Annotated in this window: 11 protein-coding genes; 6 read left to right on the forward strand and 5 right to left on the reverse strand. The window is 75.9% G+C overall.

Annotated features, from left to right (window positions below; all coding sequences use genetic code 11):
- The first annotated feature begins 177 nt into the window (after positions 1–177).
- The 3 genes from ACVWNX_RS31265 (at position 178) to ACVWNX_RS31275 (ending at position 3,286) form a co-directional block, all read left to right on the forward strand.
- Positions 178–420: a DUF397 domain-containing protein gene (locus ACVWNX_RS31265; protein ID WP_454411552.1), complete on the forward strand. Its 243-nt coding sequence runs from the start codon at positions 178–180 to the stop codon at positions 418–420.
- A 293-nt stretch (positions 421–713) separates the two neighbouring features.
- Positions 714–1,622, forward strand: coding sequence for a universal stress protein (locus ACVWNX_RS31270; RefSeq protein ID WP_454411553.1), 909 nt, complete (start codon positions 714–716; stop codon positions 1,620–1,622).
- 329 nt (positions 1,623–1,951) lie between these two features.
- Positions 1,952–3,286: a glycosyltransferase 87 family protein gene (locus ACVWNX_RS31275; protein ID WP_454411554.1), complete on the forward strand. Its 1,335-nt coding sequence runs from the start codon at positions 1,952–1,954 to the stop codon at positions 3,284–3,286.
- Positions 3,287–3,436: 150 nt separating this feature from the next.
- Here ACVWNX_RS31275 and ACVWNX_RS31280 read toward each other — a convergent pair whose 3' ends face one another.
- Positions 3,437–4,168 (reverse strand): leucine-rich repeat domain-containing protein, encoded by a 732-nt coding sequence (locus tag ACVWNX_RS31280; RefSeq protein WP_454415009.1) that lies wholly within the window; start codon positions 4,166–4,168, stop codon positions 3,437–3,439.
- A gap of 771 nt (positions 4,169–4,939) precedes the next feature.
- Here ACVWNX_RS31280 and ACVWNX_RS31285 point away from each other — a divergent pair.
- Positions 4,940–5,440, forward strand: a complete 501-nt coding sequence (locus tag ACVWNX_RS31285; protein WP_454411555.1) for a hypothetical protein — start codon at positions 4,940–4,942, stop codon at positions 5,438–5,440.
- 50 nt (positions 5,441–5,490) lie between these two features.
- Here ACVWNX_RS31285 and ACVWNX_RS31290 read toward each other — a convergent pair whose 3' ends face one another.
- Together ACVWNX_RS31290 and ACVWNX_RS31295 are read right to left on the reverse strand one after the other, a co-directional pair.
- Positions 5,491–5,715, reverse strand: coding sequence for a hypothetical protein (locus ACVWNX_RS31290; protein WP_454411556.1), 225 nt, complete (start codon positions 5,713–5,715; stop codon positions 5,491–5,493).
- A 399-nt stretch (positions 5,716–6,114) separates the two neighbouring features.
- Positions 6,115–7,308: an aminoglycoside phosphotransferase family protein gene (locus tag ACVWNX_RS31295; protein WP_454411557.1), complete on the reverse strand. Its 1,194-nt coding sequence runs from the start codon at positions 7,306–7,308 to the stop codon at positions 6,115–6,117.
- Positions 7,309–7,550: 242 nt separating this feature from the next.
- Between ACVWNX_RS31295 and ACVWNX_RS31300 the strand changes: the two genes are divergently transcribed.
- Positions 7,551–9,044: a DNA-binding protein NsdB gene (locus ACVWNX_RS31300; RefSeq protein WP_454411558.1), complete on the forward strand. Its 1,494-nt coding sequence runs from the start codon at positions 7,551–7,553 to the stop codon at positions 9,042–9,044.
- 72 nt (positions 9,045–9,116) lie between these two features.
- On the opposite strand, the gene ACVWNX_RS31305 is transcribed toward ACVWNX_RS31300, so the two are convergent.
- Both ACVWNX_RS31305 and ACVWNX_RS31310 read right to left on the reverse strand, forming a co-directional pair.
- The gene (locus ACVWNX_RS31305; RefSeq protein WP_454411559.1) at positions 9,117–10,553 is read right to left on the reverse strand and encodes a PP2C family protein-serine/threonine phosphatase; all 1,437 of its coding nucleotides are present in this window, start codon (positions 10,551–10,553) and stop codon (positions 9,117–9,119) included.
- Between the two features lie 892 nt (positions 10,554–11,445).
- Positions 11,446–12,462, reverse strand: a complete 1,017-nt coding sequence (locus ACVWNX_RS31310; protein ID WP_454411560.1) for a Gfo/Idh/MocA family protein — start codon at positions 12,460–12,462, stop codon at positions 11,446–11,448.
- A gap of 375 nt (positions 12,463–12,837) precedes the next feature.
- On the opposite strand from ACVWNX_RS31310, the gene ACVWNX_RS31315 reads away from it, so the two are divergent.
- Entirely contained in the window at positions 12,838–14,112 is a 1,275-nt protein-coding gene (locus ACVWNX_RS31315) for a cytochrome P450 (RefSeq protein ID WP_454411561.1), read from the forward strand.

The following is a 14,112-nucleotide window of genomic DNA, read 5'->3' on the forward strand; positions in this document are numbered from 1 at the left end:
CTCCTGGTGGGGGTGTCCGGGGCGTCGGCCGACGGGCCGAGACTGTTCCCGGGCCACCGGCGTGTCAACCCCGCCGCGCGGCGCGCCCGCCCCGACCGCCCTTCCGGCGCGGCCTGTTCGGCGCCGGGGCCCGTCGCTAGGCTGGCCGCGCACCGACGAACCGGGAGGAGCACGGACGTGGCCGACGGCACCATCCAGCAGCATCCGCGCGCGGGCTGGGAGAAACCGGAACTGGATCTGAGCAACGCCGACTGGAGGTCGAGCAGCCGGGGGCGGGGCGACGTGCAGATCGCCTTCGTCGAGGGGTTCATCGCGATGCGCAACAGCCGCCGCCCCGAGAGCCCCTCGCTGATCTTCACCCCCGCGGAGTGGGGCGCCTTCGTCCTCGACGCCCGCGAGGGGGAGTTCGACCTCACCTGACGGGACCCGCCCCCGTCCGACGGCGGCCCGTCCCCGGGGCCGCCCGCCCGCGCCCGGCCACGGGGTCCGTCACGGCACCGGACCGGCCGGACGCCCCTGCCCCCTGCCCGTGGCCCGCTTCCCGGGCACCGCCGGACGGAGGGTTCCGGTGATTCGGCGGGGGACACGTGACCTTCGGCCCTGTCATGAGGTCCCGGGGTGAGACAGGCTGACGGGAGAACAGTCGGTCACGACGGTCGCGCGGCTCGGGTCGCGGGACCGGTGACGACGCAGTCGTCGGAGACGAGGATCCCATGAGCACCCTGCCCGTCATCGCCGCGGTGGACGGATCGGACAGCAGCCTGCGCGCCCTGGACTGGGCCCTGGCGGAGGCCGAACGACGGGACACCGGTCTGCGCATCGTTCACGTCCGCCAGTACGCGCCCGCCCAGCAGCCGGAGGTGCTGGTCCCCGGCACCCCGCAGCCCGCGGTCGACCCGGTCCTCACCCAGGTGCGCGCCCGGCTGGCGGCGCGCTCGGGCCTGCCGCCCGTCGAGTACGTCGACTACGAGGGCGCGCCCGGCTCGGTGATCCCGGGCCTCGGCGAGTCGGCCCAGCTGATCGTGCTCGGTTCCCGGGGCCGGGGCGGGTTCGCGAGCCTGCTGCTCGGCTCCAACGGCATGGCCGCCGCCCGGGACGCCGCCTGCCCGGTGGTGATCGTGCCGCAGGAGGGCCGCGAGGTCCACGAGCCCACCGAGGTCGAGCCCGGCCCCCGGGTCGTGGTCGGCTCCTCCGCCGAGGTCCCCGACGCCCACACCCTCGCGTTCGCCTTCGCCGCCACCGACCGGATGGGCGCCCGTCTCGACGTGGTCTCCGCCTTCCCCTGGCCCGAGTACGTGTGGACCACCGCCGGGGGCTTCGTCCCCTCGCAGTCCGACCAGCGGGCCGCCGAGGACGAGACGGTGGCCCTGGTCCGGGAGATCGTCGCCCCGTACCGCGAGAAGCACCCGGACGTCCGGGTCTCGGTGATCGCCTCGCCCGGCGACCCGGCCGGGCACATCGTCGGCGCTTCCCAGGACGCCGAACTGATCGTGGTGGGCCGCCACCGCCGCAGGCTGCTCAAGCCCGCCCGGCTGCTGGGCTCGGTCACCCAGGCGGTCCTGCTCCACGCGGCGAGCCCGGTCGCGGTGGTCCCGCCCGAGGAGGGCACCGAGGAGGACTGACCGACCCCGTTCCGACGGACCCGGCCGGGCCCCGTCGACCCCGCCCGTCGTCACGACGGAGAGGGGCCGACGGGGCCCGCCGCCGTCCGGGGGAAGACCACGGGCCGGACGGCGCCGGACGCCGACTGCGTCATAATGGGCCCTCGACGACGCCCCGCCCGGGGCCTGCCGCCACCGGCGCTCGAAGCGCCCGCCGCACCCGCGCCGGGCATCGGGCCGGGTGACCGCGGCGGTCCGTCGCCCGAAGGGTGACGGGGCTCCGGGGCGGACCGCTCGCGGCGAGGGTCTTGGCACCGGCTCGCGTCAGGACCCGTTCGAAAGGCATCCCCGTGTTCCCGCATCCGTCCCCGGACAGCAGACGACGCGCCGCCCGCGCCACCGAGGCGCCGGGCGACGGCTCCCCGGACGGGCCCGCGCGCGGCCGACGGCGGTGGGACCGGCCCCTGCTGGCGGTCTGCGCGGTGTCCGCGCTCGTGGTGGGGCTCTCGTCCCCCGCCGGTACCGCCCAGCAGGCGTGGGGCCTGATCGCCGCGCTGGGATACGCGGGCGGCGCCCTCGCCGCCGTGCGCACCCCCCTGCCGTGGGCCCGGACGCCCGCAGTGGTCACGGTCGTCGGCACGGCGGTCCTCCCGCTGCTCTACCTGATGGTGATCGGGAAGGCGCAGATGGAGGTCGGCGTCGTGGAGCGGGCCGCCGAGCAGCTGTTCTCCTCCGGGACGCCGTACCACCCGGCACCGGACGCGGTACGGGACTTCAACCCCTACCTCCCCGGCATGGCGCTCTTCGGGATCCCGTACGCGCTGTTCGGCGACAGCCCCCTCTCCAGCGCCCGGCTGTGGTTCCTGGTGGGCTTCCTCGCGGCCGTCGCGGGCACCGTACGGGTGCTGACCCGGGGCCGGGACACCGGCACCGTCCCGGACGCCGCCGCGCGCGCCACCGGGGTGACCGGCGCGCTGTGGCTGATCGCCTGCCCCGTCGTGGCGCTGCCCCTCACCATCGGGGGCGTGGACCCGCCGGTCATCGGGCTGATCTGTCTGGCCCTGGCCTACACGCACCAGGGGCGGGCCGGACGCGCGGGCCTGGCCGTGGGGGCGGCGGCCGCGCTGAAGTGGACCGCCTGGCCGGCCGTCGCGGTGATCGTCGCCGTGCTCGCGGTGCGCGGCGGGAAGCGCGCCGCCTCCCGGTGCGCGGCGGCCGCCGTGGGCATCCCCGTGCTCTCCGTCCTGCCCGTGGCGTTGGTGGACGCCGGAGCGTTCCACCAGAACGCCGTGCTCTATCCGCTGGGCCTCGGCCCCACGGCGTCGTCCGCCCAGAGCCCCCTGCTCGGCAGCCTCATCGTCTGGCTGGTGCCCCACGGCAAGACCGTCACCATCGTGCTCATCGCGCTGGGCGCCCTGGCCGTGGGGGCGTCGCTGCTGATCCGCCCGCCCCGCGACGTGGTCGCCGCCGCCGACCGGCTGGCGATGGGCCTGATGGTCGCCATCCTGCTGTCCCCGGCCACCCGCGTCGGCTACGCCATCTACCCCGTCGTCCTCCTCTGCTGGCCCCGCTTCACCGCCCGGCTGTCGGCCGCCCGGCGGAACCCGGCACCCCCACCGGAAGGAACCGGAGGGCCACCGGCGGTGGACGCCCGGGAAGAGCCGACCGCCGTGAGGCCGACCTGAGCCTCACGGGCCGCCCCCGGCCGGACGGCCCGCTCCCGCCGCACCCGGGCTGACCACCGGGCCCGGCTCCGCCCCCGGAGCCGGGCTCTCCGTCGTCCCGCGCCCGGCGCCCACCGGGCCCGCCCCGCCCCGCCCCGCCCGGCGCCCCGGTCAGCGCAGCAGCACGCCGCCCCGGTCGGTGAACGTCCGCAGCAGCCGGTCCGGGACCTCCACCGGGTTCCACCGCAGGTCCAGCTTCTCCAGGGCGGGCAGCTCCACCAGCCAGCCGGGCACCGTCCGCAGGGCGTTGGCCCGCAGATCGAGGCGGCGCAGCGCGGGCAGCCCCCGCAGCGCCGGGGGCACCACGGTGAACGCGTTCTCCCGCAGCTCCAGTTCGCGCAGTTCCCGCAGACCGCCGAAGGAGTCGGGCAGGGCGGCCAGCCGGTTGCCCCGCAGCCACAGTTCGCGCAGCGCGCCGAGCCCGCCCAGCGCGTCGGGCAGCGCGGTCAGCCGGTTGCCCTGGGCCCGCAGTTCCACCAGCGCCGTCAGCCCGCCGAACGTCCCGGGCAGCGCGGTCAGGAGGTTGTCGCCCACGTTGAGGTAGGTGAGGCGGCGCAGTCCTCCCAGGGCGTCGGGGAGGACGGTGAGCCGGTTGTCGTGGAGGTAGAGGCACCGGTCGAGGCCGGTGAGCGCGCCGAGCGCGTCGGGGAGGCGGTCGAGCCGGTTGTGGCCCAGGTCCAGGGTGTGCAGCGTCCGCAGCGAACCGATCCGCTCGGGCACCTCGGTCAGGGTGTTGTCCGCGAGGACCAGGGCGCCCGGTCCGGGGTGCTCCCACACCTCGTCGGGGACCCCGGTCAGCCCGGCCCGCCAGTAGTCGAGGACCTCCCGGTCGGCGCTCCTCAGGGCACCCGGGTCCGTGGCGGCCGTGGACCCGTCCGGCGCCGCGTTCCGCGCCCCCTCCGGTCCATGGCCCCCGTCCGCGCCGTCCACCGGGGCCGATGGTTCCCGTTCCCGCACGTGTCCCCCTCGCCGTTCCGGGGCGGTCGTCACGCCCCGTGTCCTGGACCGGTGCAATCTACCGTCCGGTACGGGACCCGCGTCCGCCGACGGCCGGTCGGGTCCGCCGGTGGCCCGCCGATCCGGCGCGAAACCGCTTCCACGCCATCGGCACCAGAGCGGATCAAGCCAAAGTCCCGTCGGGGCGTGTGCGGTGCGCCACGGTCCGCGCGCGGGGCGTCCGCACCATCCGGCCCGGCGTCCCCGTCCGTGACGGCGAAGGCGTACGGCGCTCCCCGCCCGGCGCCCGTGGGGCGCGGCGCGGTGCGGGCCACTCCGTCCCCGGAACCCCTCGCGCACCCCGGCCGGTGGGACGGCCGCCTCCGGCGCCGCGCTTCCCCGCCCGGGCCGGTGACCTGCCGCGCGGTGCCGCCGGCGCGGCCCCCGGGACGCTTCCCACGGCCCCCGGCGGGCGGGGGAGCGGGAACGGCCGGGCCCCGCGCCGGAGCCCGCCCCCGCCCCGGGGCCGCCCCCGCCGGGCGGGAGACGGGACTCCCGGGCGGCGGTGCGCACGGGACGCCGTACACCGTGAACGGCGGCCCGCCACGCACCGGGAAGGGGTCCCCGACCTTCCCAACCCCACGGCGGAATCCGGCCCGCGACACGTACCATGTCCGCATGTCCTTCCTCCGCCGACGCAGCGCCGCGACACCCGCGGGCCCCGACTTCGACGTGCTGGCCATGGAGCCGGGTGACTGGCCCGGGAACCTCGGTGCCGGACTGCTCCCGGCCCCCGACGGCAGCTGCCAGGGCGTGTTCCTGCGGTACGACCTGTTCGGCGGGCGCGGCCCCGCCATGATCATCGGAAACCTCCCGGAGGGCTCGCCCGCCCGCGAGGTCGCCCCGGACCAGATCCCCTTCGAGGTGGCGCAACTGCTGATCGCCCTGGAGAACGAGGAGGAGGTCACCGTCACGGGCAAGGAGGACGTCCCCGTCATGCAGGGGGACAACCTGCTGATCGTGCGCCGTCTCAAGCTCTCCGAGAGCCGGATCTCCTGCGTCCAGTTCGACCGCAACGACGGCGTCCTGGTCACCATCGCGGCCTGGGACCGGCCCATCACCGACGACCTCTACGCCCTGCTGAAGCCGCTGCCCGCCGAACTGTTCCAGCAGGGCTGAGTTCCCGACCGTTCCCCGACCCCGCGAGGCCAGGGCCCCGCGGGGTTACGTCACCGCTCTTCCTCCGCGCCGCCCCGGCCGCACCGCCGGGCGCAGCCCAGGGCCACCAGGGTCGGTCCGCCGGGCGCCGCCGCCGTGCCCGGGCAACCGCCCAGGGCGAGTCCCACCCCGCCGGGCCCCGCGCCCACGAGGACGCCGAGGCTCGTCCCGGCCGCGTTGACGCTGAGCGCCGTCCCCCGCGACGGGCCGCTGCGCCGCACCAGCGGCGTGGTCACACAGGCCGCGACCATCGCGTGCCCCACCCCGGCCAGCGCGGTCAGCGGCGGCGGAACAGCGCGCCGGGGGCGCGTGGTCGGACCGTCGGTACCGCCTCCGCTGTCGGCTCCGCACCCGGTGAGGGCGAGGCCCCGGCGGCATCGGTGGCGCCCGTCAGGGCGAGGAATTCCCGTCGGTCACAAAAAGTCGGCATACCGCTTCCCTGAGTGACTGTGCGTGGGTCGCGTGGGAGGCGGGGGAGGGCGGTCGTGGGCATCGGGGGCGTCCGGCGTCCGGACCGGCCCCGGAAACGACCGAAGGTCCGTGGAGCGTCCCCCCGGTCGGGGGGTCTCCACGGACCTTCGTCCTGCCCTCGGCCGACGGGCGCCGGGGACCGCCCGGCGCCCGTCGGGGGGCGCTCAGCGGGTGCCGACCGCCGCCCGTACCGCCCGGCGGGCCATCTGGCAGTCGTCGTGCAGCCGCCGCAGCAGCAGCCGGTGCTCCTCGCCCAGGGACAGGGCCCCCGGGTGGGCGGGCCCCGCCGTCGCGGGCGGACCCTCCTGCATCGAACGCTGCACCGCCGTCTCGTACCTGCGGATCTCCCGTGTCAGCACCAGCATCAGGTTCACCAGGAACGCGTCCCGCGCCGCGGTGCCCTCGGCGTGCGCCAGGGTGATGATCTGACGGCGGGCCATCGGGGCGTCCCCGAGCACCGTCCACAGCGTCGCCAGGTCGTACCCGGGGAGGTACCACCCCGCGTGCTCCCAGTCCACCAGCACCGGACCGGCGGGCGACAGCAGCATGTTCGACAGCAGCGCGTCCCCGTGGCAGAACTGGAGCACCCCGTTCCCGCCGTCCGGCCGCCCGGACTGCGCGGTACGGGCGATACCGCGCAGCAGCTTCTGCAGGTCCCCCAGATCACGGTCCGTCAGCAGTCCCAGTTCGTAGTACCGGTTGATGCGTTGGACGTAGTCGAGGGGGCGCCCGAACGCGCCCTCCGGGGGCCGCCAGCGGTTCAGCCGCCCCACCGCGCCCAGCACGGCCCGCAGATCGGTACGGGACGGGGCCTCCACCGGATGCCGCTGAAGGGCCGCCGCCCGGCCCGGCATCCGCTCGATGACCAGGGTGCAGGCGTCCGGGTCCGCCGCGATCAGCCGTGGCGCCCGCACGGGCGGGCGGTGCCGGACGAACGAGCGGTAGGCCGCTATTTCGTGCCTGCTCCGCTCCGCCCACACCGGCGAACGGTCCAGCAGGCACTTGGCGATCGCCGTGCTGCGGCTGGTGGTCCCGACGAACAGCACCGAACGGGCGCTGCGCCGCAACACCTGCACCGGGGCGAACTCGGGGCAGACCCGGTGCACCGACGCGATGGCCGCGCGCAGTTGCGTGCCCTGGGGGCCGGACAGGTCGAGCCGCCCGGCGAGCGGCCCGCCGCCGAGTCCCGGTACGCGCCGTGTCCGGCCCCCGAGCGCGGAGCGCGTCGGGTCCAGATAGGGTCCGCCGCCCGGCTGCGGGGGTGCCTCGCGCGTCCGGCCCGCCGGGGGGACGGCGCGGGGAACGGGGGAGTGCGGGAGCCGGGGCGGGGCGGACACGGAGGACGACGCTGCGTACATGGGCGAAACAGATCCCTTCGTGTGCCGACGGTTTGCCCGCGCCACCCCGGCCCCGGACCGGGGCACCCTGGGGAGTGCCCTTCCGGTCACCGGGCCGGGGAGGCGCCTTCCTACCTGACACCCCGTGGACGGTGGCACACCATCTGGCGGACCCTGGCGAACCCTGGCGAATAGTCGCTCAGCAACTGCCCCGGGGGTCCCCGGGGATACTGTCGGGGCAGCCGAGAACCTGGGGGCTTGACGTGAGCGGACAACCCAACACCCGCCTTGCGGACCTGTTCGGCCTGACCGGCTGGTCCAAGGGGGAGCTCGCGAGAACGGTGAACCGGCAGGCGGCGGCCATGGGGCATCCGCAGCTGGCGACCGACACCTCGCGGGTGCGGCGCTGGATCGACATGGGGGAGATCCCCAGGGATCCGGTCCCGAGGGTGCTGGCGGCGCTGTTCACCGAGCGGCTCGGCCGTGTCGTGACCATCGAGGACCTCGGTCTGGTGCGGCACGGGCGCCCTGGCAAACGGCGCGCCACCGGCGGTGGGAACCATCCCGGGGGCGTGACGTGGGCACCCGGTCACACGGCCGCGGTCCTCACCGACTTCACGGGAATGGACCTCATGCTCAACCGACGCGGCTTGGTGGGCGCGGGCGCCGCGCTCGCCGCCGGCTCAGCCCTCAGCGGAGCCATGCACGACTGGCTGCACGCCGATCCCGCCCTCGCGGCCGACGGCCCCTACTCCTTCGACCCGTCGTACGCCGACCCCGCCGGAGCCGACCGCTACGAGGCCGCCCCGATCGGCTACCAGGAGATCGAGGGGCTGGAGACCTCGGTCGACGTGTTCCGCAAATGGGACGCCTCCCGGGGCGGCGGGCTCCAGCGCAAGGCGGTGGTGGGCCAGCTCAACGAGGTGGGCGGCATGCTGTCGTACCGTCACCCCGAGCCCATCCAGCGCCGGTTGTGGGGCGTCGCGGCCAACCTCGCCGTCCTCGCCGGGTGGATGTCCCACGACGTGGGCCTGGAACCCACCGCGCAGAAGTACTTCGTCATCGCGGCGCACGCGGCCCGCGAGGGCGGCGACCGCCCCCGGGCGAGCGAGGCCCTCTCCCGGGCGGCCCGCCAGATGGTCCACCTGGGCCGTCCCGACGACGCCCTGGACCTGATGAAGCTCGCCCAGTCCGGCTCCGGCGACGAGACCCTGCCCCGCACCCGGGCGATGCTCTACACCATCGAGGCGTGGGCGCAGGCGTCCATGGGGCGGGGTCAGGCCATGCGCCGCACCCTCGGGCACGCGGAGGACCTGTTCGTCTCCGACCGGGGCGACGTCCCGCCACCGAGCTGGATGCAGATGTTCGACGAGGCGGACCTGCACGGGATGCAGGCCCTCGCCTACCGCACCCTCGCCGAGCACGAACCGGCCGCCGCGCACACCGCCCGACGGCACGCGCTGAGGGCGCTGGACCTGCGCAAGGAGGGGCACGACCGGTCGAAGATCTTCGACCACATCTCGATGGCCTCGGCGTGCTTCATCGCCGACGACCCGGAGCAGGCCGATGTCTACGCCCGGCTCGCCCTCTCCTCGATCGGGGCCAACTCCTCCCATCGCACCTGGGACCGGCTGCGCGAGATGTACCGGCTGACCAGCCAGTACTCGGACTCCGCCCGGATCGGGGAACTGCGCGCCGACATCCAGCGGGCGATGCCCAAGGAGCGGCGCCGGGGGGACGGGGCCACCGTGGTCTGACGCTCCGTCAGCAGCCTTCGGCTCCCCGCCGCTTCCCGCCCCCCGCCCGGACCGGCCGTGGACCCCGGCGGGTCAGTCGGTGACCCGGGCGACGAGGACACAGGCGTCGTCCTCGCGCCGTGGGCCGTCGAACTCCTCGACCACCGTCCGGACGCACTCCCGCGCGGAGCGGGCCGTCGCGAACCGCGGGGCCAGCGCGGACAGCCGTCGCCGGGCGGCCGCTCCGGAACTCCGGGGGACGAGTCCGTCGGTGTACAGCACCAGCAGGTCGCCGGGGCACAGCCGGGCCTCGGCCTCGCCGTAGACCGCTCCGGTGGTGGCGCCGAGCAGCACGCCGTCCGGGGGCGGCAGCGCGCGCCCCGTCCCGTCGCGGAACAGCAGCGGGGCGGGGTGTCCCGCCTGCGCCCAGGTCAGGGTGCGGTCGGCGGGCCGGTAGCGGCAGACCACCGTACTGCCCAGGGACGGCTGGACCGAGGCGTCGAGCAGCTGGTTGAGCACTTCGAGCAGGGGCCCGGGGGACGTTCCGGAGACCGCCGTGGCCCGTAGCGCGCCGAGCAGCAGCGCCATCCCGGAGGTCACCGTGACCCCGTGGCCGGTGAGGTCGCCCACGCTGAGCAGCACCTCTGAGCCGGGCAGTTCCAGCGCGTCGTACCAGTCGCCGCCGGTCAGGGCGCTGGTGGCGGACGGCAGATAGCGGGCGGCCAGGTCCAGGGCCCCGGCGCCCCGGCGGGGGTAGCGCAGGGAGCCGCCCCAGGGCGGGAGGACGGACTCCTGGAGGGCGACGGCGACCTCGTGGGCGGCCCGTTCGACCCGCTGGGCGTGCCGGAGCGACTCATGGCTCTCCCGCACCGCCCGTTCGGTGCGCCCCAGCGCGGTGACGTCCCGCAGCACGGCCCACATCCCGGCGGTGCCGCCGTCGGCGTCGGGGACGGGTTCCCCCGCCATGTGGACGGTGCGCTCGGTGCCGTCGGGACGGACGATCCGGAACCGGCCGTCCAAGGGCCTGCCGTCCACCAGGCAGCCGGTGACCATCGCGGTGAGCAGCGGCTGGTCCTCGGGGTGGACCAGGGAGGGGAGTTCGTCGAGGGTGAGCGGGGAGCTGTCCGGGGGGAGGCCGAGGACCGCGTACAGCCCGTCGGACCAGACGGCCTCGTCGGTCAGGAGGTTCCACTCGGCGCTCCCGACCCGGCCGGGCGGGGCCGGGGGGCCGGGTGCCGGGGCCGGCGTCCCGGTGGGCGCCGGGCCGACGGGTTCCTCCCCGTCGGCGAGGGGGTGCCGGTCGAGTTGGGCGAGGTGCTCGTCCAGATCGCCGAGCTGGTGCAGGGCCAGGTCGTACAGGGCGTTCCGCCAGCGTCCGTGGGCGTCCTCGTCCCCGGGGGCGGCGCGGCGCACGGCGTCGACCTCGCCCCGCAGCCGACGGGTCTGGGCGAGCAGGGCGGCGACCGGGTCACCGGGGGGCGGGGCGTCCGCCGGGAGACCGGGCCGATCCGCGGAGACAGGGGGTGGCATGGCGTGACTCCGGTGAGGGAGATGAGGGAGCGCGGGGAGGGTGTGAGGGGACGACGCGGCCGACTCGGATCGCTAGGGGGGACCGGGTACGACTGTCGCACAGCGGGGTGGGGGTCGTAAGGGCTTTGTGGACACCCGGGACGGGGGTGCTTCGGGCATATGTCAGAGGCGAAGCGGAGGATCTGGTTCCCGCGCCGGCCGCGCGATCGATCCGGGTGCCCACTCCGTGTGCGTGCCTGGTGGCACGGGGTCGTCGCTCGGGTGCGCGAATCCGCTCCGGTGGGAATGCGGCTCTTGGGGCACCTCGGGGCAAGTGCCGGATTTTCGGGTGGAGTGCGTGGCTGGGATCACAAACGCGATGAATGTGCGATTGCCCGTGTGGGGTGGTCGTCCGGCCGCCCGTGGGCGGGGCGACCGCCCGCCGCCCGTAGGTGAGGTGGTTCCCCATGCCCGTGCGTGGGGCGGGGTCGAACACGGGCTCCTCACCCCCGGGGTGGCTGGTCCCCCCATGCCCGTGCGCGGGGTGGCTGATCGCCCCCGTGCCGGGGCCGCCCGTCCGTGAGGGCCTTCGCCGACCCCGTCCCGCCGTACCGTCCGGGCGGACCCCGGGCTGTCCGGGGTTCGCCCGCAACGGCCTGGGCGGCGGGGTTCCGTACCGTCCGTGCCCCGGGCCGTCCGGCGACCGGCGGGAAGACGGCGGACGCGAGGGACGACCGCCCCGGCGGCTGCCGTCAGGGGCGGTCGTCCCTGGCGTCCCGTGTGCCCGGGGCGCACGCCACCACCGGAACCGGCGCCCCCGGTGGCGCCACCGGCACCGATGCCACCGTCGGCACCGGCGGGTCGCCAGGCGTCCCGCGCGCCCGGGGGCGCGCCCCTCGCGACCCCGGTCCCGCTACGGCGCGTACAGGGCGGGCCTGGGCGGCGTCTCCAGCCGCACCCGGGCGCCGGTCCGCCCGGACCGCACGCCCGCCTCGGCCACCAGCGCGGCCACATAGCCGTCCCACGCGCTCGGCCCGGACGTCCGGCCCTCCCGGACGTCCGCCACCCAGGACCGCACCTCCCGGTCGTACGCGTCCGCGAAACGCGGCAGGAAGTCCTGCGGCACCTCCCGCACCGCCCCCGTCGCCGACTCGACCACCGGACCCGTCTCCGCGCCGATCCGCGCCGTCCCCCGCTCGCACACCGCCTCGCAGCGCACCTGGTAGCCGAAGCCGCTGTTCACGAAGACCTCCACGTCCACCAGCACCCCGCCCTCCGTCTCGAAGAGCACGAACTGCGGATCGGCGAGCCCCGGCGGGGCGAACGACGACGGCCGGGGCCGCAGCGCCGTCACCGCCACGATCTCCTGCCCCAGCAGCCAGCGCGCCGCGTCGATCTCGTGCGCGACCGAACTGCTCACCAGCATGTCCGAACCGAACCCGGGCGGCGACGCCGCGTTGCGGTGCACGCAGTGCAGCATCAGGGGCCGCCCGAGCCGCCCCGAGGCCAGTACGTCCCGCAGCCGCAGATAGTCCCGGTCGCTACGGCGCATGAAGCCGAGCCGCAGCAGTCTGCGCCCGAGCCGCTCCTCCGCCTCGACCACCCGCAGCGCTCCCGCAGGGCTGTCCGCCAACGGCTTCTCGCACAGCACCGGGAGCCCCCGCTCGAACGCCGCGAGCACCGCTTCCTCGTGCGCCTCGTCCGGCGAGGCCACCAGCACCGCGTCCACCCCGGGCGCGTCCAGCGCCGCCAGCGGATCGGAGTGCGTGAGCGCCCCCTCGACGCCCGCCGCCGCGCTCCGCGCCCGCCCGGGATCCGGATCCGCCACGGCCACCACCCGTGCGCCCGGGGTGACCCGGTCGATCCGCCGCACGTGGTCCGCCCCCATGCGCCCCGCGCCCAGCACCGCCACCCCAACGTTCCGCCCCACCAGCGTCCTCCCGAGCGATTCGACGGCCCCCTGGACCCCGCCGGTCACACCGTCCGTCCGCCGTACGGCGTCCGGCGCGCACGTCCGTCCGCCCTCCGGGCGGTGACGCCGGTGCGACGACAGGGCCTGGTGCGGGAACCCGCCCGCACACCCGGGGCATGGTGTCACGGCCGCCGGACGGGCCCGCGCCCCGGCGGGCGTCTGCTCCGTTCAGGCGTCGGGGGCCCCGGGGCGCGTCGGGCGGGCACCCCGGCGGGAAGGCATCGACACGACCAGGGGCCCGACCGCCCCGGACGGCCCCCGCGCCACCGGGACGGGCCCGTCGTGCGGGCCCGCCCGAGGGCGGCGCCACCAGTACCGGAAGAGACGACCACGATGAACTACCGGCCCGGCACCACCGACACCACGCCCCCTGCCGGGGCGGCGGGCGCCTCCCGTCCGCCGACCGGCGCGGACGGCCACCCCGTGCGGGACTGGGCCGTCGACGACCTGCCGGGGCTCTCCTTCGATCCCCTGCTCTCCGACGTGCTGCACGGGGAACGGGTCGCCCGGATCACCCTCCCCTTCGCGGGCGACCGCCACGAGGCGTGGCTCGTCACCCACTACGAGGACGTCAAGTTCGTCACCTCCGACCCCCGCTTCAGCCGCGCCGCCCTCGCCGAGACCACCGTCACCGGCATGTCCGGCCACCGGGTCGCCTCCACCGCCGGACTCAACTACGCCGATCCGCCCTACCACAGCCGACTGCGCAAGAGCGTGCAGAAGGCGTTCACCGGACGGGCCACCAAACGGCTGCGCCCCCTCGCCCAGCGGACCTGCGACACCCTCCTGGACCGGATGGAGGAGCAGGGCTCCCCGGCCGATCTGATGGCGCACCTGCACACCCCGCTGCCGCTCGCCGTCGTCTGCGATCTGCTCGGCGTCGAGCGCGGGGAACGGGAGGGCCTGCTCGCCTTCGGCGACGTGATCCTGTCCATGACCACGCCCAAGGCGGGCAACGAGGCCAAGGCGAAGGTCACCGCCTTCATCGGGGAACTGCTCGACGCCCGCCGCGAGCAGCCCTCGGACGATCTCGCCGGGGCGCTCGCCGAGGCCCTGGAAGCCGGGGACATCACCCGGGCCGAGGCCGTCTCGCTGGCCACCGCGATCCTGGTCAGCGGTGCCCACGCGGTCCGCTACAACAGCGCCAACATGGTGTACACCCTGCTGACCCGGCCGGAGCTGCTGGCCCGGCTGCGCGCCGAACCGGAGCTGCTGCCGCAGGCGGTGGACGAGCTGATCCGGCACATCCCGCACCGCAACGGCGTCGGGCTGCCCCGGATCGCCACCGAGGACGTGGAGGTCGGCGGTGCGCTGATCCGGGCGGGGGAGGCCGTCTACGCCTCCTACCTCGCCGCCAACCGCGACCCCGGGGTCTTCGAGGACCCCGACACCGTCGACTTCGACCGGCGGGGCACCGCCCATCTGTCCTTCGGGCACGGCCCCCACCACTGCATGGGCGCGATGCTCGCCCGGATGGAGTCCGAGGTGATGCTCTCCACCCTGCTGGAGCGCTACCCCGACCTGCGGCTGGCGGTCGCCCCCGAGGAGGTGCCCTTCCAGAGCAAGGGCTTCATCCGGGGGCCCCGTGAACTGCTGGTGGCGTGGTAG

The sequence above is a fragment of the Streptomyces sp. JNUCC 64 genome, assembly GCF_054484115.1.